Origin of the sequence: Stenotrophomonas maltophilia (assembly GCF_002799245.1) — a bacterium.
Lineage (GTDB): Bacteria > Pseudomonadota > Gammaproteobacteria > Xanthomonadales > Xanthomonadaceae > Stenotrophomonas > Stenotrophomonas maltophilia_S.
In genome coordinates this window covers 64,639-90,216 of sequence record NZ_NEQV01000006.1, presented here as the reverse complement: position 1 = coordinate 90,216, position 25,578 = coordinate 64,639, and the positions used below count along the sequence as shown (strand labels likewise).

Annotated in this window: 20 protein-coding genes; 7 read left to right on the top strand and 13 right to left on the bottom strand. The window is 68.6% G+C overall.

All coding sequences use genetic code 11. The features are described from left to right. Positions 1 to 69: 69 nt before the first annotated feature. Entirely contained in the window at positions 70 to 1,908 is a 1,839-nt protein-coding gene (gene ilvD / locus B9Y64_RS17585) for a dihydroxy-acid dehydratase (protein WP_100441827.1), read from the bottom strand. A gap of 463 nt (positions 1,909 to 2,371) precedes the next feature. On the opposite strand from ilvD, the gene B9Y64_RS17575 reads away from it, so the two are divergent. Both B9Y64_RS17575 and B9Y64_RS17570 read left to right on the top strand, forming a co-directional pair. Then, complete coding sequence (locus tag B9Y64_RS17575) at positions 2,372 to 2,944, top strand: DUF1190 domain-containing protein (RefSeq protein ID WP_100441825.1); 573 nt, start codon at positions 2,372 to 2,374, stop codon at positions 2,942 to 2,944. A gap of 7 nt (positions 2,945 to 2,951) precedes the next feature. After that, positions 2,952 to 4,130 carry a glutathionylspermidine synthase family protein gene (locus tag B9Y64_RS17570; RefSeq protein ID WP_100441824.1) on the top strand — a complete coding sequence of 393 codons (1,179 nt, stop codon included), beginning with the start codon at positions 2,952 to 2,954 and terminating at the stop codon, positions 4,128 to 4,130. A 122-nt stretch (positions 4,131 to 4,252) separates the two neighbouring features. Here the strand turns inward: B9Y64_RS17570 and B9Y64_RS17565 are convergent, their stop codons facing one another. The 9 genes from B9Y64_RS17565 to baeS form a co-directional block, all read right to left on the bottom strand. Beyond that, positions 4,253 to 5,551, bottom strand: a complete 1,299-nt coding sequence (locus B9Y64_RS17565; protein ID WP_100441823.1) for a DUF58 domain-containing protein — start codon at positions 5,549 to 5,551, stop codon at positions 4,253 to 4,255. Continuing rightward, the gene (locus B9Y64_RS17560; RefSeq protein ID WP_061479013.1) at positions 5,548 to 6,534 is read right to left on the bottom strand and encodes an AAA family ATPase; all 987 of its coding nucleotides are present in this window, start codon (positions 6,532 to 6,534) and stop codon (positions 5,548 to 5,550) included. Before B9Y64_RS17560 ends, B9Y64_RS17565 begins: the two co-directional genes overlap by 4 nt. After that, complete coding sequence (locus tag B9Y64_RS17555; RefSeq protein ID WP_100441822.1) at positions 6,531 to 7,715, bottom strand: DUF4350 domain-containing protein; 1,185 nt, start codon at positions 7,713 to 7,715, stop codon at positions 6,531 to 6,533. The genes B9Y64_RS17560 and B9Y64_RS17555 overlap by 4 nt, the downstream gene beginning before the upstream one ends. After that, positions 7,712 to 9,328 (bottom strand): DUF4129 domain-containing protein, encoded by a 1,617-nt coding sequence (locus B9Y64_RS17550; RefSeq protein WP_100441821.1) that lies wholly within the window; start codon positions 9,326 to 9,328, stop codon positions 7,712 to 7,714. Before B9Y64_RS17550 ends, B9Y64_RS17555 begins: the two co-directional genes overlap by 4 nt. Beyond that, the gene (locus B9Y64_RS17545; protein WP_100441820.1) at positions 9,318 to 10,310 is read right to left on the bottom strand and encodes a stage II sporulation protein M; all 993 of its coding nucleotides are present in this window, start codon (positions 10,308 to 10,310) and stop codon (positions 9,318 to 9,320) included. Before B9Y64_RS17545 ends, B9Y64_RS17550 begins: the two co-directional genes overlap by 11 nt. After that, positions 10,307 to 10,996, bottom strand: a complete 690-nt coding sequence (locus B9Y64_RS17540; protein WP_100441819.1) for an RDD family protein — start codon at positions 10,994 to 10,996, stop codon at positions 10,307 to 10,309. The genes B9Y64_RS17545 and B9Y64_RS17540 overlap by 4 nt, the downstream gene beginning before the upstream one ends. Before the next feature lie 122 nt (positions 10,997 to 11,118). After that, the gene (locus B9Y64_RS17535) at positions 11,119 to 11,649 is read right to left on the bottom strand and encodes a gamma carbonic anhydrase family protein (protein WP_100441818.1); all 531 of its coding nucleotides are present in this window, start codon (positions 11,647 to 11,649) and stop codon (positions 11,119 to 11,121) included. A 130-nt stretch (positions 11,650 to 11,779) separates the two neighbouring features. Next, on the bottom strand, positions 11,780 to 12,469 hold the full coding sequence (locus tag B9Y64_RS17530; protein ID WP_100441817.1) for a response regulator: 690 nt from the start codon (positions 12,467 to 12,469) through the stop codon (positions 11,780 to 11,782). Continuing rightward, entirely contained in the window at positions 12,466 to 13,869 is a 1,404-nt protein-coding gene (gene baeS / locus B9Y64_RS17525) for a sensor histidine kinase efflux regulator BaeS (protein ID WP_100441816.1), read from the bottom strand. The genes B9Y64_RS17530 and baeS overlap by 4 nt, the downstream gene beginning before the upstream one ends. 116 nt (positions 13,870 to 13,985) lie before the next feature. On the opposite strand from baeS, the gene smeA reads away from it, so the two are divergent. The 3 genes from smeA to smeC are packed head-to-tail and all read left to right on the top strand — an operon-like array spanning position 13,986 to position 19,756. After that, positions 13,986 to 15,182, top strand: a complete 1,197-nt coding sequence (gene smeA / locus B9Y64_RS17520; protein WP_100441815.1) for a multidrug efflux RND transporter periplasmic adaptor subunit SmeA — start codon at positions 13,986 to 13,988, stop codon at positions 15,180 to 15,182. Positions 15,183 to 15,194: 12 nt separating this feature from the next. Beyond that, positions 15,195 to 18,344, top strand: a complete 3,150-nt coding sequence (gene smeB / locus B9Y64_RS17515; RefSeq protein WP_100441814.1) for a multidrug efflux RND transporter permease subunit SmeB — start codon at positions 15,195 to 15,197, stop codon at positions 18,342 to 18,344. Next, positions 18,341 to 19,756 carry a multidrug efflux transporter outer membrane subunit SmeC gene (gene smeC, locus B9Y64_RS17510; RefSeq protein WP_100441813.1) on the top strand — a complete coding sequence of 472 codons (1,416 nt, stop codon included), beginning with the start codon at positions 18,341 to 18,343 and terminating at the stop codon, positions 19,754 to 19,756. The genes smeB and smeC overlap by 4 nt, the downstream gene beginning before the upstream one ends. Positions 19,757 to 19,937: 181 nt before the next feature. Here the strand turns inward: smeC and mnmG are convergent, their stop codons facing one another. Together mnmG and B9Y64_RS17500 are read right to left on the bottom strand one after the other, a co-directional pair. Next, a complete protein-coding gene (mnmG, locus tag B9Y64_RS17505; RefSeq protein WP_100441812.1) occupies positions 19,938 to 21,827 on the bottom strand; it encodes a tRNA uridine-5-carboxymethylaminomethyl(34) synthesis enzyme MnmG in 1,890 nt (629 codons plus the stop codon). A gap of 553 nt (positions 21,828 to 22,380) precedes the next feature. Continuing rightward, on the bottom strand, positions 22,381 to 22,869 hold the full coding sequence (locus tag B9Y64_RS17500; RefSeq protein WP_100441811.1) for a hypothetical protein: 489 nt from the start codon (positions 22,867 to 22,869) through the stop codon (positions 22,381 to 22,383). 160 nt (positions 22,870 to 23,029) lie between these two features. On the opposite strand from B9Y64_RS17500, the gene B9Y64_RS17495 reads away from it, so the two are divergent. Both B9Y64_RS17495 and B9Y64_RS17490 read left to right on the top strand, forming a co-directional pair. After that, positions 23,030 to 23,992, top strand: a complete 963-nt coding sequence (locus B9Y64_RS17495) for a pyridoxal-phosphate dependent enzyme (protein WP_100441810.1) — start codon at positions 23,030 to 23,032, stop codon at positions 23,990 to 23,992. Further along, positions 23,977 to 24,621, top strand: coding sequence for a YdcF family protein (locus tag B9Y64_RS17490; RefSeq protein ID WP_406753173.1), 645 nt, complete (start codon positions 23,977 to 23,979; stop codon positions 24,619 to 24,621). The genes B9Y64_RS17495 and B9Y64_RS17490 overlap by 16 nt, the downstream gene beginning before the upstream one ends. A gap of 67 nt (positions 24,622 to 24,688) precedes the next feature. Here the strand turns inward: B9Y64_RS17490 and bioC are convergent, their stop codons facing one another. Next, positions 24,689 to 25,573, bottom strand: coding sequence for a malonyl-ACP O-methyltransferase BioC (gene bioC / locus B9Y64_RS17485; protein ID WP_014648766.1), 885 nt, complete (start codon positions 25,571 to 25,573; stop codon positions 24,689 to 24,691). Between the last annotated feature and the right edge of the window lie 5 nt (positions 25,574 to 25,578).

Genomic DNA, 25,578 nt, shown 5'->3' with positions numbered 1-25,578 from the left:
GGGACGGAGGGGATTAAGTCGTTTTCGGCTATGGCAGAAACGACTTAATCCCCTCCGTCCCCTTTTTGCTTAGTCGCCCAGCAACGCGGTGTTGCGTACGGCGCCCTTGTCGGCGCTGGTGGCGAGCAGGGCGTAGGCTTTCAGTGCGCTGGTGACCTTGCGCGGTCGCGGCGCACGCGGCTTCCAGCCGCGTGTATCGGCGTCGGTGCGGCGCTGGGCCAGCGTGGCCTCATCCAGCAGCAGGTCGATGCGGCGGGCGGGGATGTCGATGCGGATGCGGTCGCCGTTCTCCACCAGGCCGATGACGCCGCCGCTGGCGGCTTCCGGCGAGACATGGCCGATCGACAGGCCCGACGTACCGCCGGAGAAACGGCCATCCGTCAGCAATGCACACTGCTTGCCCAGTCCCTTCGATTTCAGGTAGCTGGTCGGGTACAGCATCTCCTGCATGCCCGGGCCGCCTTTCGGCCCTTCGTAGCGGATCACCACCACCTCGCCCGGTTGCACCTCGTCAGCGAGGATGCCGGCGACGGCGGCGTCCTGGCTTTCGTAGACGCGCGCCGGGCCTTCGAACACATGGATGGATTCGTCCACGCCGGCGGTCTTCACTACGCAGCCATCCACGGCCAGATTGCCGCGCAGCACGGCGAGGCCGCCTTCCAGTGAATACGCATGCTGCAGCGAGCGGATGCAGCCCTCGGCGCGGTCCACGTCCAGCGTCGGCCAGCGCGTGGCCTGGCTGAAGGCCTCCTGGGTGGGAATGCCGGCCGGGCCGGCCTTGAAGAAGGTGTGCAGGATGTCGTTGTCACTGCGCACCACGTCCCAGCGTTCCAGCGCTTCGGCCAGGCTGGTGCTGTGCACGGTCGGCACCGTGGCATCGAGCAGGCCGGCGCGGTCCAGTTCACCCAGGATGCCGAACACGCCACCGGCGCGGTGCACATCCTCGATGTGGTACTTCGGCGTGTTCGGTGCCACCTTGCACAGCTGCGGCACGCGCCGCGACAGCGCGTCAATGTGGGTCAGGTCGAAGTCGACCTCCGCTTCCTGCGCGGCGGCCAGCAGATGCAGGATGGTGTTGGTGGAACCGCCCATGGCGATGTCCAGGGTCATCGCGTTGGCGAACGCGGCCTGGGTGGCGATACCGCGCGGCAGCGCGCTCGGGTCTTCGCCGCCATACCAGCGGTGGCAGAGTTCGACGATCAGGCGGCCGGCGCGGCGGAACAGCGCTTCGCGGTCGGCATGGGTGGCCAGCGTGGTGCCGTTGCCGGGCAGTGACAGGCCCAGCGCTTCGGTCAGGCAGTTCATCGAGTTGGCGGTGAACATGCCCGAGCAGGAGCCGCAGGTGGGGCAGGCGCTGCGTTCGAAGGCTGCCACCTTCTCATCGGAGGCACTGTCATCGGCGGCCACCACCATTGCATCGACCAGGTCCAGCTTGTGCTCGGACAGCTTGGTCTTGCCCGCTTCCATCGGCCCGCCGGAAACGAACACCACCGGGATGTTGAGGCGCAGCGCGGCCATCAGCATGCCGGGGGTGATCTTGTCGCAGTTGGAAATGCACACCAGCGCGTCGGCGCAGTGCGCGTTGACCATGTATTCCACGGCGTCGGCGATGATTTCGCGGCTGGGCAGCGAATACAGCATGCCGTCGTGGCCCATCGCGATGCCGTCGTCCACGGCGATGGTGTTGAATTCCTTGGCGACGCCGCCGACCTGTTCGATCTCGCGCGCGACCAGCTGGCCGAGGTCCTTCAGGTGCACATGGCCGGGTACGAACTGGGTGAAGGAGTTGGCGATGGCGATGATCGGCTTGTGGAAGTCGCCGTCCTTCATGCCGGTGGCACGCCACAGGGCGCGGGCGCCGGCCATGTTGCGGCCGGCGGTGGAGGTGCGGGAACGGTATTCGGGCATGGCTGGCGGAACGGGCGGGCCGTACGACGTGGGGGTCAGCCGATCATGGCCAATTTTTTCGGTTGCTGCTGCAACCACCGGAGCTGGTCCGGCCGGGCTGCGCCCGGCACCCGCCGAAGCAACGGCAACGTCAAAGGCGGGCGCTCCGTGGGATGGCGGGGTGGGTCCGGCTGCGGGGGACGGCGCAAGTACGTCCATGTAGCCTCGGTCGCGCCATCCATGGCGCTCACGCCCCCGCAACCGGACCCACCCGGCCTTCGACAGTTTCCTGCGATCTGTCGGGGCCAGCGCTCTGCTCTTGGTAGGTGTCGACCTTGGTCGACACGATGGATCTCACGCCATGCGTGGATGATGGGGAACGACGAAAATGAAAGTCCGTTCATCTTTCCCGCTTTGCCGATTCCGGTTGCTGGCCCGGATTTGGCATCATTGGGGCATTGATCCGCATACAGGGCATGAGGCCATGAAACGTTCCCGCACCACTGCGCTGCTGCTGATGAGCGCCGCGCCGCTGCTGTTCACCGCCTGCCAGAAGGAGCCGGAGGTGAAGGTGCAGGAAGGCCTGTATACCTCGGTCGAGTCCTGCACCGAGGCTACCGGCGATCCGTCGTCGTGCCGCAACGCCTTCGCCGAAGCGCAGAAGCAGGCCGCCGATGCGGCGCCGAAATACGCCAGCAAGGAAGCCTGCGAGAAGGACTACAAGCCGGAGCAGTGCGTGCAGCAGCACACCTCGGCCGGTACCTCGTTCATCGGCCCGATGATGATGGGCTTCTTCATGTCGCAGATGCTGAGCAACCGCGGCGGCCTGGCCCCGCAGGCGCCGGCCGCGTCGCCTGCCTACCAGGACAAGAGCGCCGGTTGGGCGCGCCCGGCCCCGGGCGGAAGCGGTGGGCTGAACACCGCCAGCGGCATCGGCGCGGGCAAGGCAGGCCTGGCCCCGGTGACCAGCGAGCCGAACCGTGCGGTCACCGCCAGCCGCGGCGGCTTCGGCAACAGCAGCGAACGCCGCAGCACCAGCGGCAGCTACGGCGGCTGATCGAACCATGCAGCGCATCCGGATTGACGCGCGTGCCCAGTGGCGGGCCCGCGCGGAAGAAGCGGGTTTCCGCTTCCACACCATCGACGGCCAGCCGTACTGGGATGAGAGCGCGTATTACGCCTTCACCCTGCGCCAGATCGAACAGGACATCGAAGACCCCAGCGCCGAGCTGCACCAGATGGCGCTGGATCTGGTCGGCGATGTCATCGGCAGCGAACGCTTGATGGACCAGCTGGCGATTCCGCCGCATTTCCGCGACTGGATCGCCGACAGCTGGCGCCAGCGCCAGCCGCACCTCTATGGCCGCCTGGATCTGGCCTATGACGGTACCGGCCCGGCCAAGCTGTACGAACTGAACTACGACACGCCGACCTCGCTGTTCGAGGCCAGCTTCTTCCAGTGGCAGTGGCTGGAAGACCAGCGCAATGCCGGTCGCCTGCCGCAGCACGCCGACCAGTTCAATGCGATCCACGAGGCGCTGGTCGAGCGCTTCGGCGAACTGGCCACGCAGCTGCCGCCGCCGCTGTACTTCAGCGCGGTGGGCAGCTCCGAAGAAGACCGTGGCACCGTGGATTACCTGCGCGACTGCGCCTCGCAGGCCGGCCTGCATGGCCAGGCCATCGCCATCGAGGACATCGGCCTGTCCGAGGACGGCCGCTTCACCGCGCTGGACGATTCGGTGATCGGCACGCTGTTCAAGCTGTACCCGCTGGAAGACCTGATGGCGGAAGAGTTTGGCCGCGCGCTGCCGGGCTCGGGCGTGCAGCTGCTGGAACCGGCCTGGAAGGCAGTGCTGAGCAACAAGGGCATCCTGCCGCTGCTGTGGCAGCGCAACGTCGGCCATCCGAACCTGCTGGAAGCGCACTTCGATGACGGCAGCACGCTGGCGTCGGGCTGGGTGCGCAAGCCGCTGTTCTCGCGCGAGGGTGCCAACATCGAGATGCACCTGGCCGATGGCAGCACCCAGCGCAGCGACGGGCCCTATGACGGTCCGGCGATCATCCAGCGCGCCCATCCGCTCACCCGCTTCGAAGGCGGTTACCCGCTGATCGGCAGCTGGGTGGTAGGCGACCACGCCTGCGGCATCGGCATCCGCGAGGACGACAGCGCGATCACCCGCGACAGTGCGCGCTTCGTGCCGCACGCGATCGTCGATGAGGCGCCGACGCGGATCTACGTCTGACGGTGGCAGGGCGGGTAGTGCCGGCCGCTGGCCGGCAATCGCCGTTGGTAGATGCCGACCTTGGTCGGCGCTGTGGGTTTCGTGCCAACCAAGGTTGGCACCTACCAGAGCGATCGTTGGTATCAGAGCAATCCTTCACGCTTCACCGCCAGGTAGCGCTCCACCAGCGCGCCGGGCAGGGCGTCGGCGGTCACGTCCAGCACCATCACCTTCTCGCTGCGCAGCGCGTCGTGCGCCTTCGCGCGCTGCTGCAGGTACAGCGCAGCGGCACCGGCCTGGGTGGCATCCTCCAGCGTCTGCACCTCTTGCTCGAACACGGCGTCCAGTTCGCGCTCGCGCAGGCTGGCCACGCACACCAGGTGGCGCCGCTGCAGCAGGCGCACCGCCGCCAGCAGGTCTTCGATGTCCTCGTCGCGCACGTTGCTGACCAGCATCACCAGCGCACGCCGGCGCTGGCGCAGCGACACTTCGGTGGCGGCGGCCAGGTAGTCGGTGGCCACCGCACGCGGCTGCAGGTCGTAGCTGGCGCGCAGCAGGTGCTCGACCGTGCCCATGCCGCGCTGCGGCGCCACCCAGCGTCGCTCGCCACCGGCAGCGAACAGGCCGGCGGCGTCGCCCTGGCGCAGCGCCAGGTAGGCCACCACCAGCGAGGCGTTCAATGCATGATCGAAGTGCGACAGTCCGCCTTCGCTGGCCAGCATGCGCCGGCCACTGTCGAGCATCAGCAGCAGCTGCTGGTTCTTCTCGTCCTGGTATTCGCGCGAGATCAGCTTGCGCGCACGCGCGGTGGCCTTCCAGTCGAGCTGGCGCAGGCTGTCGCCGATGCGGTATTCGCGCATCTGGTGGAAGTCGGTGCCTTCACCACGGCGGCGCTTCACGTGCGCACCGACCAGCCGCGAGGCCTGGTCGGCACTGAACAACGCAAACCGGGTGAGCGGTACGAAGTTCGGATAGACCCGCACATCCAGCGCCGGCGGCAGCGTGCGTTGCTGCCACCACAGGCGCCACGGCGAGCGCATGCGCAGGTGCACGCCTTCGAAGCGGTAGTGCCCACGCTGCAGCGGCTGCAGGTGATAGTGCAGGGTGGAGGCGCTGCCGGCCTGCAGGTGCACGCGCTGCGGCAGCGATTCCAGCGGCCAGCCGCCGGGGACCAGGTCGAACACCTGCACCGTCATCGATTGTCCGGCCTGCAGCCGCAGCGCGGCCTCGCGGCGCACGCCCAGCGCCAGCGCCTCGGGCAGCTCGCGTTGCACCTGTGGCGACGGACGCCGCGCCTGCCGCCACAGGTCGGCCAGCGCTGGCAGCGCGATGGCCATGGCGGCCAGCGCCCAGCTCCAGCGCGGCAGCCACCCGCCCAGCACCAGGCCGCCCAGGGCAGCCCAGGCCAGCAGCAGCGCCAGCAGCAGCGGGGCCGGCCTCATCGGCGCGGTGCTTCCACCTTGGCCAGCAGCGCGCCCAGCACATCGTCGGCGTCCTGGCCTTCGATCTGCAGCTCGGGGGCCAGTGCAATGCGGTGGCGCAGCGCGGGGCGCGCGATGTCGCGCACGTCGTCCGGAGTGACGAAGTCGCGGCCGGCCAGCACCGCCTGCGCGCGTGAGGCACGCACCAGCGCGATGCTGCCGCGCGGGCCAGCGCCAACTGCGATGCCCGGCCACTGCCGGGTCGCCGCGACGATGCGCACCGCGTAGTCGATCACTTCGTCATCGACGGTGATCGCCGCGGTGGCACGCTGCAATTCCAGCAGTTCGCCGGCACCGAGCACGCGCGGCACCTGGCTCAGGTCGAAGTCGCTGGCGGCACGGCCACTGGTGATCGCGGTCACCATGCGCTTCTCGTCCTCCAGCTGCGGGTAGTCGATCAGCACCTTCAGCAGGAAGCGGTCCAGCTGTGCTTCCGGCAGCGGGTAGGTGCCTTCCTGCTCCAGCGGGTTCTGCGTGGCCAGCGCCATGAACGGCGGTGCCAGGGTGAAGGCCTTGCCTTCGATGGTCACCTGGCCTTCCTGCATCACTTCCAGCAGCGCCGACTGGGTCTTGGCCGGTGCACGGTTGATCTCGTCGGCCAGCAGCAGGTTGGTGAATACCGGGCCGCGGCGGATCCTGAAGCTCTCGCTCTTCGGGTCGTACACCGCGTGGCCACTGACGTCGCTGGGCATCAGGTCGGGGGTGAACTGCACGCGGCCATAGTCCAGCTCCAGGGCCTGCGCCAGCGCGCGCACCAGCAGGGTCTTGCCCAGCCCGGGCACGCCCTCGATCAGCACATGACCACCGGCCAGCAGGGCCACCAGGATCTGGTCCAGCACATCGGCCTGGCCGATGAAGGCATGGCCGACAGCATCGCGGATGGCATCGACGCGTTCGATCAGGCGGGCATTGGCAGCCGCCGGCAGCTCGGGGACTTCGGTCATAGCAGGGATCTCATCTGGAGCAGCAAGCGGATGCGCTCGCGCAGGGCGGAGGAATCGTGCGGCGGAGGGGGCGTGAGCGCGCTGGCAACGCGGCCTTGCGGCCACTTCAGCAGCTCGGCGATGGCCTGTTCGCGTGGCGCACCATCCAGTGCGGCGGCCACCGGTGCGCGTAGGCGCAGGCGATGCAGGAACAGGGCGAGCACGGCGTCGTACAGGCGCACGCCGTGGCCGAAACGCAGCAGCAGTTCGCCGCTGGCACGCACGTGTTCCAGCAGCGAGCGGCGTTCCAGCACCGGCGACGGCACGCGGCTGCCGAAGCGCTGCGAGCGGCCCCACAACCAGCCCAGCAGGGCCAGCAGCAGCGGCGCCCACAACGGCCAGCCCTGGTAGAACAGGCGCGCCCACAGTGACGGCGGGCGGCTGGCGTACACCAGCCAGAATGCGCCCTTGCCGTAGTTCGGATCGAGCAGGTAACGGGTCAGGTCGCGGTGCGAGAGATCGTGCAGGCCGTCGCTGGCCCTGCCCGCAGCCGACGCCAGGCGCGCCGTCGGCGAATCCACCTCGCCGCGCATGAACTCCATGTCGGCCAGCACGCTTACCTTGCCCTGGCCATGGCGCAGTCGCGCGAACACCAGGCTGCGCTCGTTGCCCCAGCGTCGCTCGGCCTGCGTACCGGCGGCAAAGCCCAGCGTGAAGCGGCGGCCACCACAGAACTCCACGTGATTGGGATCATCGATGACGTGGAACGGCTGGCAGTTGCTGTGCTGGTACAGGCTGTCCACGCCCAGCTGGTCCAGCAGCGGACCCTGCGTGCTGCTGGCGTCGTCCTCGGCGGGCGGCGGCGTGCGCACCAGCAGATGGCCACCGCCTCCGACCCAGTCCAGCAGGGCCGTGGCCGCCGGCGCCGGCAGTTCGCTGCTGTCCTGCAGCAGCACCACCGTATCGTGCGGACCCAGCGTCATCTGCTGCAGGTCCAGCCGGGGCAGCGAGTGCACGTCGATGCCATCAGCGCGCAACGCCTGGCCGAGCACGTACAGCGGGTTATAGCCGGCTTCGCCCTGCGGCGGCAGCTGCACGGTCTCGGTCACCCGTTCATGCGTGCGCAGGTAAAGGATCGTCAGCGGTACGCCGAACAGCACCAACCCACCCAGCAGCAGCGACCAGAACAGGCGCGGGCTCATGCCAGCCACCTGTACTGCTGGCGCAGGGTAGCGGCCAACGCATCGAAATCGGCGCGGCTGGGCAGGCGGCCACCGTAGGCGGCGTACTGCCACATGCGCACGATGCGCGCGAACAGGTCACGGTCGGTGGCATCGGGCATGCGCCGCGAGGCGCGCAGGCATTGCGCTTCGGTGGCCCCGGGTGGAAGCGCGATGCCACTGCGTTCGCCCACCGTGCGCACGCTGGCGCGGTACAGCAGGGCCAGCGCCTGCCGCGGCCGGCCCTGGTCCCACAGCAGGCCGGCCTGGGTGGCCACGTCCGGCGGCAGCACGACCGGCAGTTCCACCTGTTCCTCCACCACCTGCGGTGCGGCTTCGGCCTTGCGCCGGCCACTGCCGCGCAGCCACGGCAACCACAGCCGTGCGGTCAACAGCAGCACCAGCAGCAGGACGCCCAGCAGGCCCCACAGGCCCCACTCGGCCAGGCGCGCCAGCCACGCGATGCTGGCCTTGCGGTTGCTGCGATCGCTCTTGTTGCTGCCGTCGCCTTGCGGCGACGTGTCTTCCTTCTTCTTTTCCCCGGCCTGTTCGATCGGCTTCCAGCGCGTGACCTGGCGGGTCGGGCGCTGCAGCGGATCTTCATAGGCGCGGTTCACCGCCTGACGGAAACCGGCGGTGTCCACCGGCGCCGTACCGAAGATCATCGCCGGCGCATTGGCCGGGTCGTTGGCCGCGGTGGCCGGCTCTTCCGCGCTGTCTTCGTCCTCTTCGGCATCGTGGGCTTCGGTGGCGATCGACCGCGCGTTCTGCGCATGCACCGGCGCGGAGGCCAGTGGCAGGGCAAGGCACAGCAGCAGGGCCAGGCTCGACGCCGCCGGCAGCAGCCGCTCGCGCAGGCGGCGCAGCGCGATCTCCACGTCCCAGGCCTCCATCTGCGTCCGCCGGTTCAAGTACAGGCCGAAGCCGGCGCCGACATAGAACGGCCCGATCAGCGCCGATGCCAGCCAGCACGCCAGGTTGAAGCCCGCCCGCGCCCAGGCGGGCGTGTCCTGGCCGATCATGTCCCATGCGGCGCGCCACGATTCGGACATCAGCTCCAGCGGCATGAACATGAACACTGCGCCGATCGCACCGGACACCAGCACCACTTCAAAGGCCATGCAGGCCACCGTCAGCACGGCAGCGGCGCCCGCGGCACCGGCCGCTACCGCACGGCGGCGTGCACCGCGCTGGGCCGGCGCGTTGCCTTCCAGCAGGTTCACCGGCAGGCACAGGCTGCGCAGCAGGCTGAAACGGCGCCAGCCCAGGTAGCCCCAGAATCCTGAGTTGCCCCAGCTGCGCTGCGCGCGCAGGGCCGCCAGCGTGCCCACCGGCTCACCAAAGATGCCGCGCGACAGCACGTACAGCGGCGCACGTTCGAACAGTGGCTTGCACCACCACATCGCCAGCCAGGCCCAGCCGAATGCATCCAGCCACCAGCCCAGCGCATTGAAGATCACGAACAGCGGTGCGCTGGCCAGCAGCCAGCTGCCCCATGCCGCGCGTGCGTGGCGGCGCGACAGGGCGCTGCCCAGCTCCATCGCTTCCCAGCCACTGCGTGCGCGCAGCACCACGTCCAGGCGGTCAATGCGCATTGCCACCTCCGCGTCCGCCGCGCCACAGCCACAGCAGCACACCGGCCCACAGCATGCCCGCCACGCTGAACTTGCCCCACGCCGGCACCTCGGCAATCGACGACCAGAAGGCCTCGATGAACGCGGCCACCAGCAGCATGAACGCCACGCCCAGGCACAGGCGGGCACCGATGCGACCGCCCTCGACCAGTGCATCCAGGCGGCTGCGCCGGCCCGGTGCCAGTAGTTTCATGCCCAGCTGCAGGCCGGCACCGCCGGCGATCACGATCGCGGTCAGTTCGAAGGCACCGTGGCCTGCAACGAAGCGCCAGAACGGATCACCATGGCCGATGTGCTGCAGGTGGCCGGCCACCGAGCCGATGATCACGCCGTTGAACAGCAGCACCAGCAGCGTGCCCAGACCGGCCAGCAGGCCGCTGGCGAAGGTACGCAGGGCGATGCTGATGTTGTTCAGGATGTAGTGGCCGAACATCATCCAATCGGTGCCGCTGTCGCGTCCCAGGCGCTCGGCGGCGGGGTCGTACATGCGCTCCATCTCGGCGATCTGGCGGTTGTCCATCACCATGTGGATCAGGTCCGGGTAAATCTGCACCAGCACGAAGCAGGCCACCGCCGGCAGCGCGAACATCGCCAGCGCCACCCACATGCTGCGCGCCTGGCTGCGCACCAGCAGCGGGAAGTCGGCCACCAGGAATTCCAATGCACTGCGCCAGCGCGTCGGCGGCGTGCGGTACAGCACGCTGTGGCCCTGCTGCATCAACTGCTGCAGGCGCTGCACCAGCTGTGGGCTGTAGCCGCGCTCGCGGGCCAGCGCCAACTGCTGGCACAGGCGCCGGTAGCGCTGCGGGAAGGCGGTGTCGTCCAGTGCCAGCTCGCTGGCCTTGCGGCGCTTGTGGCGCGAGGCGCTGGCGCGCAGCAGCAGCCAGTGTTCCAGGTCCTGCCATTCCTGCTGGTAGCGGGCGACGAACTGTTCCTGCTTCATCGCCGCCCCAGCAGCCAGTTGGCCATGGCATACAGGCGCAGCACGCCCACCTGGCCGTGGGTGCCGGTCAGTGGCTCGGCAATGCCGGCCAGTTCCTGCTGGCGTGCCGCCGACAACCGGGGCGCGCGCTCGGCGAAGGCCAGCAGCGCCGCTTGTTCTTCCGGTCGCAGGGGCTGCGGTGGGGCCAGTGCGCTGTCGATGGTGGGCGGAGGAGGCAGGTACAGCGCCGGTGCATGCACGACCACGGTACCGGCCACCAGATCGCCGAGGCGGCGGCCATGGGGATCGAACAGGCTGCTGATCAGGCCCAGTGCATAGCCGAACGGCAGCATGTCCACGGTGCGCAGCAGGTTGCGGGTGATGGCGGCCATCCAGCCCACCGGCGCGCCATCGCGGGCGAGCACGCGCAGGCCCAGCGCGCGCTTGCCCAGGGTGCGGCCCCACAGCGCTTCGCAGACGATCGGGTAGGCCCAGTAGACCAGGAACATCAGCACCAGGCTGAGCCCGGAGCCGAACCTGTCCAGCAGTGCCAGCGGAATCGACATCACCACCAGTACCGCGATGCGCACGCCGAGATCCACCAGCCAGGCCATCGCCCGAGGCACCGGGCCGGCCGCCGGCAGCTGCAGCGGCACACCCTCCGGCGTCACCACCTCGCGGTAGGTATCGAGCATCGGTGCGGCCATCAGTGCGATGGCCTTCGTTGTGGGCGGCGGAGTCCTCTCCGGCAGGCAGCCACAGGCATGGGGTCTCGACAGGTCCTGGTCGGGCCCAGACTTTAGCAGAGCCGCATGGCGGCGTTGGCCGCTCAGCCCAGGTATTCGTCCTTCAGCCGCACGTAGTGGTCGGCCGAGTAGTGCAGCGACTCGATCTCCTTGTCACTCAGCGTGCGCGCCGGGCGTGCCGGGTTGCCCACCCACAGCTCGCCTTCGCCGACCACCTTGCCCGGGCCGACCACCGCACCGGCGCCGACGAAGCCATGGCGCTCGACCCGCGCGCCGTCGAGGATGCAGGCGCCCATGCCGATCAGGCTGTAATCACCGATGGTGCAGGCATGGATGATGCAGCCATGGCCGACGGTCACGCCTTCGCCGATCAGGGTCGGGTAGCCGGCCTTGTTGTAAGGGCTGTGGTGGCTGACGTGGATGATGGTGCCGTCCTGCACATTGGTGCGTGCACCGATGCGTATGTAATTGACGTCGCCGCGGATGATCGTGCCCGGCCAGACCGATACGTCCTCGGCCAGTTCCACGTCACCGATGACGGTGCAGGCAGGATCGATGTACACGCGCTCGCCGAGAACGGGCATCTTGTCGCGGAAGGGGCGCAGCGGGTTCATCGGCTTCTCCGGAAATCAGGGCATTCGCAACGATGATACCTGTGTGGTGTGTTGTAGAGCCGAGCCCATGCTCGGCTTGCCGGCCATCAGGGCAGAAGCAGCCGAGCATAGGCTCGGCACTACCGATGTCTCAGGGTTCGTAGCTGTAGCCCATCCCGTATACTGAACGGATCGGCTCGCCTTCCATGCCGGCGTCGGCCAGCTTGCGGCGCAGGTTGCGCACGTGGCTGTCGACGGTGCGGTCGACCACCACGCGATGGTCCAGATAGAGGCGGTCGAGCAGCTCATCGCGCGCCCAGATCCGGCCTGGCGTGGCCAGCAGGGTGCGCAGCAGGCGGTACTCCACCGGCGTCAGGTCCAGGCCTCTCCCATTCCAGGTGGCGCGTGCCGCTGGCTCGTCGATGTGCAGCCCGCTGTTGGCCCGTGCCGCCGGATCCGGGCGGTAGCGGCGCAGTACCGCCACCACCCGCGCGACCACTTCGCGTGGGCTGAACGGCTTGCAGATGTAGTCGTCGGCGCCGATGTCCAGGCCCAGCAGGCGGTCGATCTCTTCCACCCGTGCGGTGACCATGATCACCGGCACGTCACTGCCGGCGCGCAGTTCGCGGCACAGGTCCACGCCGTCGCGCTGCGGCAGCATCAGGTCCAGCAGCACCAGATCGGGCTGGTAACGCGTGAAGGCGTCGATCACCTGGCCGCCATCGTCCACCCATTCGCTGGTCATGCCGGCGGCGGCCAGGTAGTCACGCAGGACCGAGGCCAGGCGTGGCTCGTCCTCGACGATCAGGACCTTCGCGGGCGTGACGGGGGACGTGCTCATGCAGACTCCGGCAGGGTGATGACCACGCGCAGGCCGCCCAGCGGCGAGGGCTCGGCATGGATGTGGCCGCGGTGGGCGAGGATGATGTTGTGGCTGATGGCCAGGCCCAGCCCGCTGCCGCCGCTGGCCCGGTTGCGCGAACTCTCCACCCGGTAGAATCGCTCGAACAGCAGTGCGCACTTGTCGGCCGGCACGCCCGGTGCGGTGTCTTCCACGATCAGCTGGATGCCCGCAGGTACGCGCGCTGCCTGCACAAGTACACGGCCGCCGGCATGGGTATAGCGCAGCGCATTTTCCAGCAGGTTGGCCAGGACCTGCTGCAGGCGTCGCTCGTCACCGGATACCTGCAGCGGTGTGGTGGGGAGGTCTTCTTCCAGTGCCAGCCCTGCCGTGGAGAAGCGCACGCGCATGCCATTGAGCTCGCTGCGCAGCAGCGCCACCAGGTCCAGCGGGGCGAAGCGGTAGGCCAGGCCCCCGGACTGGGTCATCGACAGGTCGTGCAGGTCGTCGATCAGTTTGCCCAGCTGGCGGATCTCGCCCTGCAGGGCACCGAGGTTGGCACGGTCCAGCGGGCGGATGCCGTCCTCGATCGCCTCCAGTTCGGCGCGCACCACCGCCAGCGGCGTGCGCAGTTCGTGCGAGATGTCGGCGATGAAGGCGCGGCGGTTGCGCTCGGTGTCGTCCAGCGCCTGCGCCATCCGGTTGAAGTCGTTGACCAGTGCATCCAGCTCGTCATCGCTGGTGCGCTCGATGCGGGTGGCGTAGTCGCCGGCAGCGAGCCGGTGGGTGGCCGCGGCCAGCTTGGCCAGGCGCTGGCGCAGCGCGCGCGACACCAGCCAGGCCAGCAATACCGTCACCAGCAGCAGCGAGATGCCGATCACCCACCATGCGCGCATCTGGGTGTTGTAGAAATTCAGATCGTTGGTGGCGATGACGGTCTGGAACGGCACCATGCCCAGCCAGCCGACGGTGTGCCCGTCCAGCTGCACCGGATGCGGATCGTCATCGCTGGTGGCATCGGGGTTGCCGGCCACGAACCGATGCTGCGCATCGAACAGGCCCAGCCGGGAGGGAACGCCGGTCTGGTCGGACAGCGGGGGCACCGGCCCTTCGTGCCCATGAGCCAGGTCCGGGCGCAGCAGGCGCGCCCAGCGATCACTGTCGCCGCGCAGATGCTCCCAGCCGCCGTGCGCGCTGTACTCGCGCTGCAGGTGGGGCATCAGGCGCTGCATGCGCAGATCGCCCTGGTCGTTCAGGTAGTCCAGGAAGCCGGTCTGGAACGCCACGCGGCTGGCAATGCCGTTCACCGCCAGCACCAGCAGGCAGGCGGTGAAGATCGCGAGGAAGGTCTTCGCGGTCAGGCCCAATTTGAGTCGAATCTTCGCCATCGCGGGGGCCATTAGCGGCGCATGCGGCGCCGAAAGCAAGCGTCAGCTGAGCCGGTCGCACATTCTCCATATTCTCTGCACAGTTTCACGGCAGCGTGCGAGGGTCAACGAAAGGCCCCCACGCCCCCATGTCACTCCTGCGTCCGCTGTCCCGTTCCCCCCGTTCGCTGTTGTTGCCCTTGTTGCTGGCCCTGGCAGCCTGCTCGGCGGGCAGGACCGAAGCCCCGGCCACCCCCGAAGTGGGCGTGATCACCGCCAGCGCGCAGCCGCTGGCACTGCAGCAGACCCTGCCCGGCCGGGCGGTGCCGTTCGAGGTGTCCGAGGTGCGGCCGCAGATCGGCGGATTGATCCGCCAGCGCTTGTTCACCGAAGGCCAGCAGGTCAAGGCCGGCCAGCTGCTGTACCAGGTCGATCCGGCGCCGTACCAGGCCGCCTTCGATACCGCCCGTGGCCAGCTGGCGCAGGCCGAGGCCACCGTGCTGTCGGCGCAGCCGAAGGCCGAGCGCACCCGCACGCTGCTGGGCATGGATGCGGCCAGCAAGCAGGACGCCGACGATGCCACCTCGGCACTGAAGCAGGCACAGGCCAATGTGATCGCCGCGCGCGCTGCATTGCAGGCTGCGCGCATCAACCTCGACTACACCCGGGTGACCGCGCCGATCGAGGGCCGCATTGGTACCTCCAGCGTCACCGCCGGTGCGCTGGTCGCTGCCGGCCAGGACGCCGCACTGGCGACCATCCAGCGGTTGGACCCGGTCTATCTGGACGTGACCCAGTCCAGCACGCAGATGCTGGCGCTGCGCAAGCAGCTCGATGCCGGCCTGGTGAAGGCCATCGATGGCAAGGCACAGGTGAAGGTGCTGCTGGAGGACGGCAGCACCTATGCGCATGAAGGCACGCTGGAGTTCGTCGGCAGCGCGGTCGATCCGGGCACCGGCAACGTGGTGCTGCGCGCGGTCATCCCGAACCCGGACGGCCTGCTGCTGCCGGGCATGTACCTGAAGGCGGTGCTGCCGATGGCCACCGATGCACGTGCGCTGCTGGTGCCGCAGAAGGCGGTGGTGCGCAATGAACGCGGTGAGCCGCTGCTGCGCCTGCTCGATGCCAGGGACCACGTGATCGAGCGCCGGGTCAGCACCGGCCAGGTGGTGGGTAACCAGTGGCAGATCACGCAGGGCCTGCAGGCCGGCGAGCGGGTGATCGTCAGCAACGGCAGTGCCGTGGCGCTCGGCCAGCAGGTGAAGGCGGTGGCGGCCACGACGGCGCAGCTGGCAGCAATGCCGGCGATCGACCCGAACGGCAACACCGACGAAAAGTCGCACTGAGGCCTGCCGCGCATGGTTCGTTTCTTCATCGACCGGCCGATCTTCGCCTGGGTGATCGCCATCGCGGTCAGCCTGCTCGGCCTGCTCGCGATCATGATCCTGCCGGTGGACCGCTATCCGCAGATCGCCCCGCCCACCATCACCATCCGCGCCACCTACACCGGCGCCTCGTCGCAGACCGTGGAAAACGCGGTCACCCAGGTCATCGAGCAGTCCCAGCAGAGCCTGGACCATCTGATGTACATGACCTCGACCAGTGCCTCCGATGGCTCGGCGCAGGTCAACCTGGTGTTCGCCACCGGCACCAACCCGGACACCGCGCAGGTGCAGGTGCAGAACCAGCTGCAGGCGGCCATGGCAACGCTGCCGCAGGCGGTGCAGCAGAACGGCCTGACCATCACCAAGTCCAGTGGTTCGATCTTCGAGGTGCTGTCGTTCACCAGCGAAGACGGCAGCATGGACAACTTCGATGTCGCCAACTTCATGGAAGCGCGCATCGACGACCAGATCAGCCGTGTCAGCGGCGTCGGCAACATCCAGCCGATCGGCCAGGAATACGCCATGCGTATCTGGCTGGACCCGGAAAAGATGCGCCAGTACGCACTGATGCCGTCGGACATCGAGACCGCACTGCAGGCGCAGAACACCGACGTGTCGGCCGGTGAGCTGGGAGGCCAGCCGGCGCTGAAGGGCCAGCAGCTGGACGCGACCGTGACCGCACGCAGCCGCCTGCACACCCCCGAGCAGTTCGCGCAGGTGGTGCTCAAGGCTGACGCCAGCGGCAGCGTGGTGCACCTGGGTGACGTAGCGACGATCGGCCTGGGCCCGGAGAGCTACGACAGCATCAGCACCTTCAATGGCAAGCCGTCGGCCTCGCTGGGCATTGAACTCAATGCCGGTGCGAACGCGATCGCCGTCTCCAAGGCCATCGATGCACGGCTTCAGCAGCTGCAGAAGTACTGGCCGCATGGCTACACCGCCCACGTGGCGTTCACCACCACGCCGTTCGTGACCATCTCGCTGAAGGAGGTGGTGATCACCCTGATCGAGGCGATCGCGCTGGTCGTGCTGGTGATGTACCTGTTCCTGCAGAACTGGCGGGCCACGCTGATCCCGACCATCGCGGTGCCGGTGGTGCTGCTGGGCACGTTCGGCGTGCTGGCGGCCTTCGGGTACTCGATCAACACCCTGACCATGTTCGCGCTGGTGCTGGCCATCGGCCTGCTGGTGGACGATGCCATCGTGGTGGTGGAGAACGTGGAGCGGGTGATGACCTTCGAAGGGCTGGCACCGAAGCCGGCTACGCTGAAGGCGATGGGCCAGATCACCGGCGCGCTGGTCGGCATCGTGCTGGTGCTGACCGCGGTGTTCCTGCCGATGGCGTTCTTCAGCGGTGTCACCGGCGTGATCTATCGCCAGTTCTCGGTGACGATCGCTGCTGCGATGATCCTGTCGGTGCTGGTGGCGATGACCATCACCCCGGCGCTGTGCGGCAGCATCCTGCACCAGATCCCCAAGGGTGGCCATCCGCATGGCGACCACGGCGGCGAGCCGAGCCTGCTGGGCAAGTTCTTCATCTGGTTCAACCACCGCTTCGAGCGCACTTCCAACGGCCTGCGCCATCGCGTGGATGGCTTCCTTGGCCGGCGCACGCTGGGCGTACTGTTCTACCTGGTGCTGAGCGTGGCCACCGGCCTGCTGTTGTGGCACCTGCCGGGTGCGTTCCTGCCCGATGAGGACCAGGGCATGCTCAACGCACTGGTGAAGTTGCCGGCCGGCTCCACCCTGGAGCAGACCCGTGCAGTGATGGATCGCCTCAGTGCCGCCGCGGTGAAGGACGGCAGCGTGCTGTCGATCCAGGCCACTGCGGGTTTCAGTGTCACCGGCAGCGGCCAGAATGTCGGCCAGGCCTTCATCCGGCTCAAGGACTGGGATGACCGCAAGGACGATGCCGATACCATTGCCGCGCGGCTGACCGCAGCCATGGCCAGCGTGCCCGATGCGCAGGTGTTCATCACCTCGCCGCCGGCCATCCTCGGCCTGGGTGATGCGGGGGGTTTCACCCTGGAACTGCAGGATGAAGGCGGTGCCGGCCATGCCGCCGCCGTGGCCGCGCGCAACACCCTGCTGCAGAAGGCGGCCAGGGATCCGAAGCTGGTCAACGTGCGCTACGCCAGCCTGGAGGACGCGCCGGTGTACGCGGTGAAGGTGGACGATGCCAAGGCGCAGGCCATGGGCGTGAATCCGCAGGACATCAATGACACCTTGAATGCGGCGCTGGGCGGCGACTTCGTCAACAACTTCATCTACAAGGGCCGCATCAAGAAGGTGTTCATCCAGGGCACGGCCGAAGCACGCATGCAGCCACAGGACATCGAGCGCTGGAGCGTGCGCAACCAGGCCGGGCAGATGGTGCCGCTGTCATCGCTGGTCAGCACCCACTGGACCAGCGCGCCGGCCGCATTGCAGCGCTACAACGGCATCTCGGCGATGGAGATCACCGGCCAGCCGGCGCCAGGCGTCAGCTCCGGTGAGGCGATGGCCGAGATCGCGCGCCTGGCCGACACGTTGCCGGAAGGCTTCAGCCATGCCTGGTCGGACATGGCCTACCAGGAACAGCTGTCGGGCAACCAGGCGCCGATGCTGTACGCCATCTCGCTGCTGTTTGTGTTCCTGTGCCTGGCCGCGCTGTATGAAAGCTGGGCGGTGCCGTTCGCGGTGATGCTGGCGGTGCCGGTGGGCGTGTTCGGTGCAGTGCTGATGATGAACCTGCGTGGCCTCAACAACGACGTGTACTTCCAGGTCGGCCTGCTGACCACGATTGGTCTGGCAGCGAAGAACGGCATCCTGATCGTTGAGTTCGCGCGCATCCTCGAACAGCAGGGCAAGAGCACCCGCGAAGCGATCCTGCAGGCCGTCTACCTGCGGCTGCGGCCGATCGTGATGACCTCGCTGGCGTTCCTGATGGGCGTGTTGCCACTGGTGTTCGCCACCGGCGCCGGTTCGGCCGCGCGCCGTTCGCTGGGTACGGGCGTGGCCGGCGGTACGGTCGCCTCGATGGTGCTGGGCATGTTCTTCGTGCCGTTGTTCTACCTGCTGGTGCGCCGCATGTTCCCGGGCCGCGCGCCGGCCGAAGCCACTGCCCCGGAGGCAAGCCCATGACGCCGATGCTGCTGCGTGCCCTGGCGGCCGCAACGATGACCGCCGTGCTGGGCGGCTGCGTGAGCATGGCCCCTCACTACCAGCGCCCCGAGGCACCGGTGCCGGCACAGTTCGGCAATGCGGCCACCGGCGGCACCGAACCGGTACTGGCGATGCCGGCCTGGCGCGAGGTGTTCCTGGAACCACGCCTGCAGCAGGTGATCGCGCTGGCGCTGCAGAACAACCGCGACCTGCGCGTGGCGATGCTGCAGGTGGAGAAGGAACGCGCGCAGTACCGCATCCAGCGCGCGGCGCTGCTGCCGTCGGTGGATGCCAGCGGCAATGTCACCCGCTCGCGGGTGAGCGATGCCAACAGCGAGACCGGCGCCACCCAGGTCACCGAATCCGATGCCGTGCAGGTGGGCATCAGCAGTTGGGAGCTGGACCTGTTCGGGCGCATCCGCAGCCTGAAGAACGAGGCCCTGCAGAACTGGCTGGCCAGCGCCGAGAACCAGCGCGCAGCGCGCACCAGCCTGGTCGCCGAAGTGGCCACGGCCTGGCTGGCGTTGGCCGCCGACGAGCAGTCGCTGGCGTTCACCCGGCAGACCCTGGACAGCCAGCAGCAGACCCTGCAGCGCACCGAGGCCCGCCATGCACAGGGCCTGGCCTCCGGCCTGGACCTGTCGCAGGTGCAGACCAGCGTGGAAGCCGCGCGCGGTGCGCTGGCCAAGCTGCAGACCCAGCAGGCGCAGGATCGCGATGCGCTGCAGTTGCTGGTGGGCGCGCCGCTGGAGGCGGCACTGCTGCCCAGCGCGCAGGCACTGGACGGCACCGTGGCGCTGGCACCGCTGCCGGCCAACCTTCCCTCAAGCGTGCTGCTGCAGCGTCCGGACGTGCTGTCCGCCGAGCATGCGTTGCAGGCGGCCAACGCCGATATCGGCGCCGCGCGCGCCGCGTTCTTCCCGACGCTGACGCTGACCGCCAACTACGGCCACAGCTCCACCGCGTTGTCGACGCTGTTCTCGGCCGGCACCCGCGGCTGGTCGTTCGCGCCCAGCATCACCGCGCCGATCTTCCATGCCGGCGCGCTGAAGGCATCGCTGGACGCTTCGAAGATCGGCAAGGACATCGGCATCGCGCAGTACCAGAAGGCGATCCAGCAGGCCTTCAGTGAAGTGGCCGATGCCCTGGCCACGCGCGATCACCTGGCCACGCAGATGGACGCGCAACGTGCATTGGTCGCCGCCAGCCAGCGCAGCTACACGCTGGCCGATGCGCGTTATCGCACGGGCCTGGATGGCTACCTGCAGGCGCTGGATGCACAGCGCAGCCTGTATGCCGCACAGCAGGACCTGATCGCCCTGCAGCAGCAGGAGGCGGGCAACCGGGTGACGTTGTTCAAGGTGCTGGGCGGTGGCGCGGACGCGCGTTGAGGCGTTCGTTCCGGTCGCTGCCGACCTTGGCCGGCGCTGTGTCATTCATCCACGCATGGCGTGGATCTACTGCAATGCTGCACGCGATCCGCTGTGGTAGCTGCCGACCTTGGTCGGCACGAATGCATGCGTACATCCAGTAGATCCACGCCATGGGTGGATGGCTTCCACTGGCCCCGCGTTACGCCACGCGGCCGCGGCGGGCACGCTCCAGGTGGACCAGCAGCAGTGAGATCGCCGCCGGGGTCATGCCCGGGATGCGCTGCGCCTGGCCGATGGTCTGCGGGCGCACGCGCTCCAGCTTCTGCAGTGCTTCGGCCGACAGCCCGCGTACCGTCGCGTAATCGAAGGCTTCGGCGATCGGCGTGGCTTCATGCCGCTGCTGGCGCTCGATCTCCTCGCGCTGGCGGTCCAGGTAGCCGGCGTACTTCACGCCGATCTCCACCTGCTCGGCCACCTTGGTGTCCGCCACGGCCGGGCCCAGCGACGGCACCTGCATCAGCTGCGCGTAATCCAGTTCGGGGCGCTTGATCAGGTCCAGCACGTTGGTTTCGCGGCTGACCGTTACCCCCAGCGTGTCCTGCACTTCGCGGCCCAGCGCATTGGCCGGGGTCGCCCACAGCGCGCCCAGGCGCGCGCGTTCGGCAGCGACGGCGGCCTGCTTGGTCTCGAACGCGCTCCAGCGGTGGTCATCCACCAGGCCCATGCCGCGGCCGGCCGGGGTCAGGCGCTGGTCGGCATTGTCCTCGCGCAGCTGCAGGCGGTACTCGGCGCGGCTGGTGAACATGCGGTACGGCTCGTTGGTGCCGTGGGTGATCAGGTCATCCACCAGCACGCCCAGGTAGGCCTCGTCACGGCGCGGGCACCAGCCGTCCAGACCGCGTACCTGGCGAGCGGCGTTGAGGCCGGCCAGCAGGCCCTGCGCGGCGGCTTCTTCATAGCCGGTGGTGCCGTTGATCTGGCCGGCGAAGAACAGGCCGTTGACCAGCTTGGTTTCCAGCGAGGCCTTCAGCCCGCGCGGATCGAAGAAGTCGTACTCGATCGCGTAGCCGGGGCGGGTGATGTGCGCGTTCTCGAAGCCGCGGATGCTGCGCACCATCTCCAGCTGCACGTCGAACGGCAGCGAGGTGGAGATGCCGTTGGGGTAGATCTCGACAATGCCCAGGCCTTCGGGTTCGACGAAGATCTGGTGGCTGGCCTTCTCGGCGAAGCGCACCACCTTGTCTTCGATGGACGGGCAGTAGCGCGGGCCGATGCCCTCGATCTGGCCGCTGTACAGCGGCGAGCGGTGCAGCGCGTCGCGGATGATCTGGTGGGTCTGTTCGGTGGTGTGGGTGATCCAGCAGCTGACCTGCTGCGGATGCTCGTCCACCGAGCCGAGGAAGGACATCACCGGCCGTGGCGAATCACCGGGCTGCTCGTCCATCACGCTGTAGTCCAGCGAGCGGCCATCGATGCGCGGCGGCGTGCCGGTCTTCAGGCGGTCCACCTGGAACGGGCGCTCGCGAAGGCGTGCTGCCAGCGTGGTGGCCGGCGGGTCGCCCATGCGGCCGGCGGCGTACTGGGTGGGGCCGACATGGATCTTGCCGGCCAGGAAGGTGCCAGCGGTCAGCACCACCGCCTCGGCGTCGAAGCGCAGGCCGGTCTGGGTGATGACCCCGCGTACAGCGTCGCCTTCGATGACCAGGTCATCGACGGCAGCCTGGAACACGGTCAGGTTGGCCTGGCCTTCGACGATGGCGCGGATCGCCATGCGGTACAGGTTGCGGTCGGCCTGGCAGCGGGTGGCGCGCACGGCCGGGCCCTTGGAGGCGTTGAGGGTGCGCCACTGGATGCCGGCACGGTCGGCGGCGTGCGCCATCGCACCGCCCAGGGCGTCGATTTCCTTGACCAGGTGCCCCTTGCCGATGCCGCCGATGGCCGGGTTGCAGCTCATCGCGCCCACCGTCTCGATGTTGTGGGTCAGCAGCAGGGTGCGCACGCCGGTGCGGGCCGCGGCCAGCGCGGCTTCGGTGCCGGCGTGGCCACCGCCGATGACGATGACGTCGTAACGATGGAAGGACGGGTTCATGGGGGCTGTTCAGCTGGGGGCGGGCGCGGCCGGGGCGGCGCCGGGGTGGCGATTTTAGCGCCATTCGGGGCCGGGACGCCGGTGTCGGCTGGCTGGCGTCGAAATCAGCCCTAAAGTTGGCAGGATTTTTGCAGATAACCCAATAGCACCCACCGTGGCTGGCGCCGTAGGCGCCCGTGACCGGAATTGGAACAGGGGCCGGTACAGGCGCACGGTGGGGGAGCAGAGGGCCGGCAGTCGGGGGACTGTCCGGCCCTGTTTTTTTGGGGCTGCCGGGAAAGCCCCCATCCACGCAGGGCGTGGATCTACTGAAGCTGAGGCCTGCACCAATGGCGCTGGACCGCCTCCAAAACAGATGGCCCCGCATTGCGGGGCCATCTGCCTTCAGAGGTGCCGACATCCGACAGGGCCGGAACAGGGGGGATCCAGATGTTCCTGTCGGATATCGACGTAGAGCTTTTTGCGGCTGCCCGTGTCGTTTTTGTCACTTTGTGACGCGGGCCGTCACTGGTCCCGTAGATTGCGGCTTGGACCGTGTGAAATGCAATACGGTTCAGCGCTCAACTGTGCGCTGCGTCCCACGATCCATGTTGCGCCAGGGGGAACCGTTCATCCTCGGCGCGCTGGGCGCCGGGGCCGGACGGGCTTGCGGCGGCGGCGCCGACGGCTGGATGTTCGACTGCGGCGGGCGACGCATCGAGTCCATGTTCCGCCACGGCGAACCACCGTTGTACGACGGCCGCGACGGCGGCGGACGGTTCTCGCCACCGTTGCCGGGCGGGCGCGGCGGCGGGCGGTGGTTGTGCGGCGGGCGGTAGATCGGGCGCGAGTAGTACGGGTTGCCATAGCCACCGTAGTAGCCGCCATAGCCGCCGTAGTACGGGTAGCCGTAGTTGTAGGGATAGCCGGCCGGGTAGCGGTACTCCACCGACGGCGCACCGTGGTAGTAGCTGCCGCTGCGGCCACCGCCGACATAGTCGTAAGTGGTGCAGCCGGTCAGGGCCAGCATCAGGCCACCGGCAAGCATCAGGCGCATTTTCATGGTGGGTCCCCCCAGAGGACGGGTTGTGCAGTCAGCTTCGTGCGCAGGCATTGAATCGGCCCTTAACTTCACTGGCCAGGATGAATGGAGGTGAAGGCCTTCATGCTGGCATGACCTGTGCCGGGGTCGCCAGCGCGGGGCCATACGTTAATCTTGCGTCATGAGCGATTCACTGTTGCCCCGTGCCGACGATGTCCTGGCTGCCGCTGCGCGGATCGCGCCGCACGCCAGCGTGACCCCGGTGCTGCGCTCGCGCACGCTTGATGCGCTGGCCGGCGCGCAGCTGGCGTTCAAGGCCGAGCATCTGCAGCGCGGTGGCGCATTCAAGTTCCGCGGCGCCTGCAATGCGGTGTGGTCGCTGGATGCCGGTCGCGCCAGTGCCGGCGTGGTCACCCATTCCTCCGGCAACCACGGCGCCGCTCTGGCCCTGGCCGCGCGCACCCGTGGCATTCCCTGCCACGTGGTGGTGCCCGAAGGTGCGGTGGCGGCCAAGCTGGCCAACATCGCCCGCCACGGTGCCACGCTCTGGCGCTGCCCGCCGACCATCGCCGACCGCGAGGCCACCTGCGCCAAAGTGCAGGCTGATACCGGCGCGACCCTGGTCCATCCCTATGCGGACCCGGCGGTGATGGCCGGGCAGGGCACCGCGGCGCTGGAGCTGCTGCACAGCGACGGCCCCTTCGATGTGCTGGTGGTGCCGGTGGGGGGCGGTGGCCTGGCCAGCGGTACCGCGCTGGCCCTGCAGCTCGCCAGCCCGCAGACCCGGCTGGTGCTGGCCGAACCGGCCGGTGCCGACGACACCGCACGCTCGTTGGCCGCAGGCGAGCGCCAGGCTGCCTTCACCCCGGACACGATCTGTGACGGCCTGCGGACCCTGGTCGGCGCGCCCAACTTCGCGCTGCTGCGTGCAGCCGGCGCCGAGGTGATCGTGGTCGATGACGCCGCGACGATGGCCGCGATGCGCCTGCTGTGGGAAGTGCTCAAGCAGGTGGTCGAGCCGTCCTCGGCCACCGTGCTGGCCGCAGTGCTGGCACAACCCCAGCGGTTCGCCGGATTGCGCGTGGGCCTGGTGCTGTCCGGCGGCAACGTCGACCTGCCCGCACTGCGCTGGGGGGCGCCGTGAGCCGCGACCGGCATCGTCCCCGTACCGGCCCGTTGGGCTGGCTGTGGCGGCTGTTCGTGGTGCTGGTGATCTGGCTGCTGGGCGTGACCGCCTGGATCGTCTGGGTCGGCGAGCGTGATCAGGCCGCCAAGGCCGACGCCATCATCGTGCTCGGCGCAGCGGCTTATGACGCCAAGCCGTCACCGGTATTCGAAGAGCGCATCCGCCATGGCCTGGACCTGTACGAGGCCCGGTACGCGCCCTTGCTGATCTTCACCGGCGGCTACGGCGGCACCGGTGCGCGCTTCTCCGAATCGCAGGTGGCGCGGCGGTATGCGCTCAAGCATGGCGTGCCGGACGATGCGATCCTGATCGAGACCGCCTCGCGCAACACCGTGCAGAACCTGGTCGAAGCCAAGCGGCTGATGGACCAGCGCGGCCTGCACCGGGTGATCATCGTCAGCGACCCGCTGCACATGGCGCGCGCGCTGCGCCTGAGCAAGGCGCTGGGCATCGATGCGCTGGCCTCGTCCACGCCCAGCACGCGTTTCCGCAGCTTCCACACCAGCTGGCGCTTCCTGGTGCAGGAAATCTATTTCTTCCACCGCGACCTGGTGCGCCCGCCGCTGAGTTCGCCGGCCAATACCTGAAGCAGCCGAGGGTGAAGCAGCCGAGCATGGGCTCGGCTCTACAGGTGGGTGTTCATGCCCGGCTGCCTTATGTCTGCTTGCGCCGTATCGGAATCGCCGACACCGGCACCGAGGCCACGTCATGCCCGCCTTCGCGGATCGGCGCGCCCGGGTCCGGTGCCCAGGCGTGGGCATAGATCACTTCCCAGCTGCTGGGCAGCTTGCCATCCGCGCGCCGCATCGGTTCATACGCCGCTGCCGCAGCGGCGAAACGGCCACGCCCGGTGAGCGTGTGGCGGCGGTCCACCCGCGCATTGGTCGCGCCCATCGCGCGCAGTTCCCGCATCAACGAGGGCAGGTCGTCATAGGTCAGGGTGAACAGGTCGCGGTCCAGCACCGGGTCGCGGAAGCCGGCCATCATCAACGCATCGCCGAACTGGGCGATCTGTGCAAAGCGGCTCACGTGCGGGCGGTCATCGGCGGCCGCGAAGGCCTCGTTGAGCTCGACCAGCGTGTCCGGGCCGAAGGTGGAGCACAGAAGCAGGCCGCCGGGCTTGAGCACGCGGCGGAATCCGGCGAACACCGCCGGCAGGTCGTCCACCCACTGCAGGCACAGGTTGCTGAAGATCACGTCCACGCTGTTGTCGGCCAGCGGCAGCGCGGCGGCGTCGCCGCACAGGCGCTGGAACGGCTTCCACCAGCCGGCCTGGCGCTTGGCCTGGTCCAGCATCGGCAGCGCCACGTCCAGCGCGATCACCTGTGCCTTCGGCCAGCGCTTCTTCATCAGCGCACTGGCGTGGCCGGTGCCGGCGCCGATATCCAGCACCACCTCGGGCTTGCGTGCTTCCAGGTAGTCCAGCGATTCCACCAGCCGCGCCTGCACCTCGCGCTGCAGGGCGGCGGCGGCGTCGTAGCTGTTGGCGGCGCGGGCGAACGCGCGGCGGACATGGCGGGCATCGAAGTGGGACGGCATTGCGA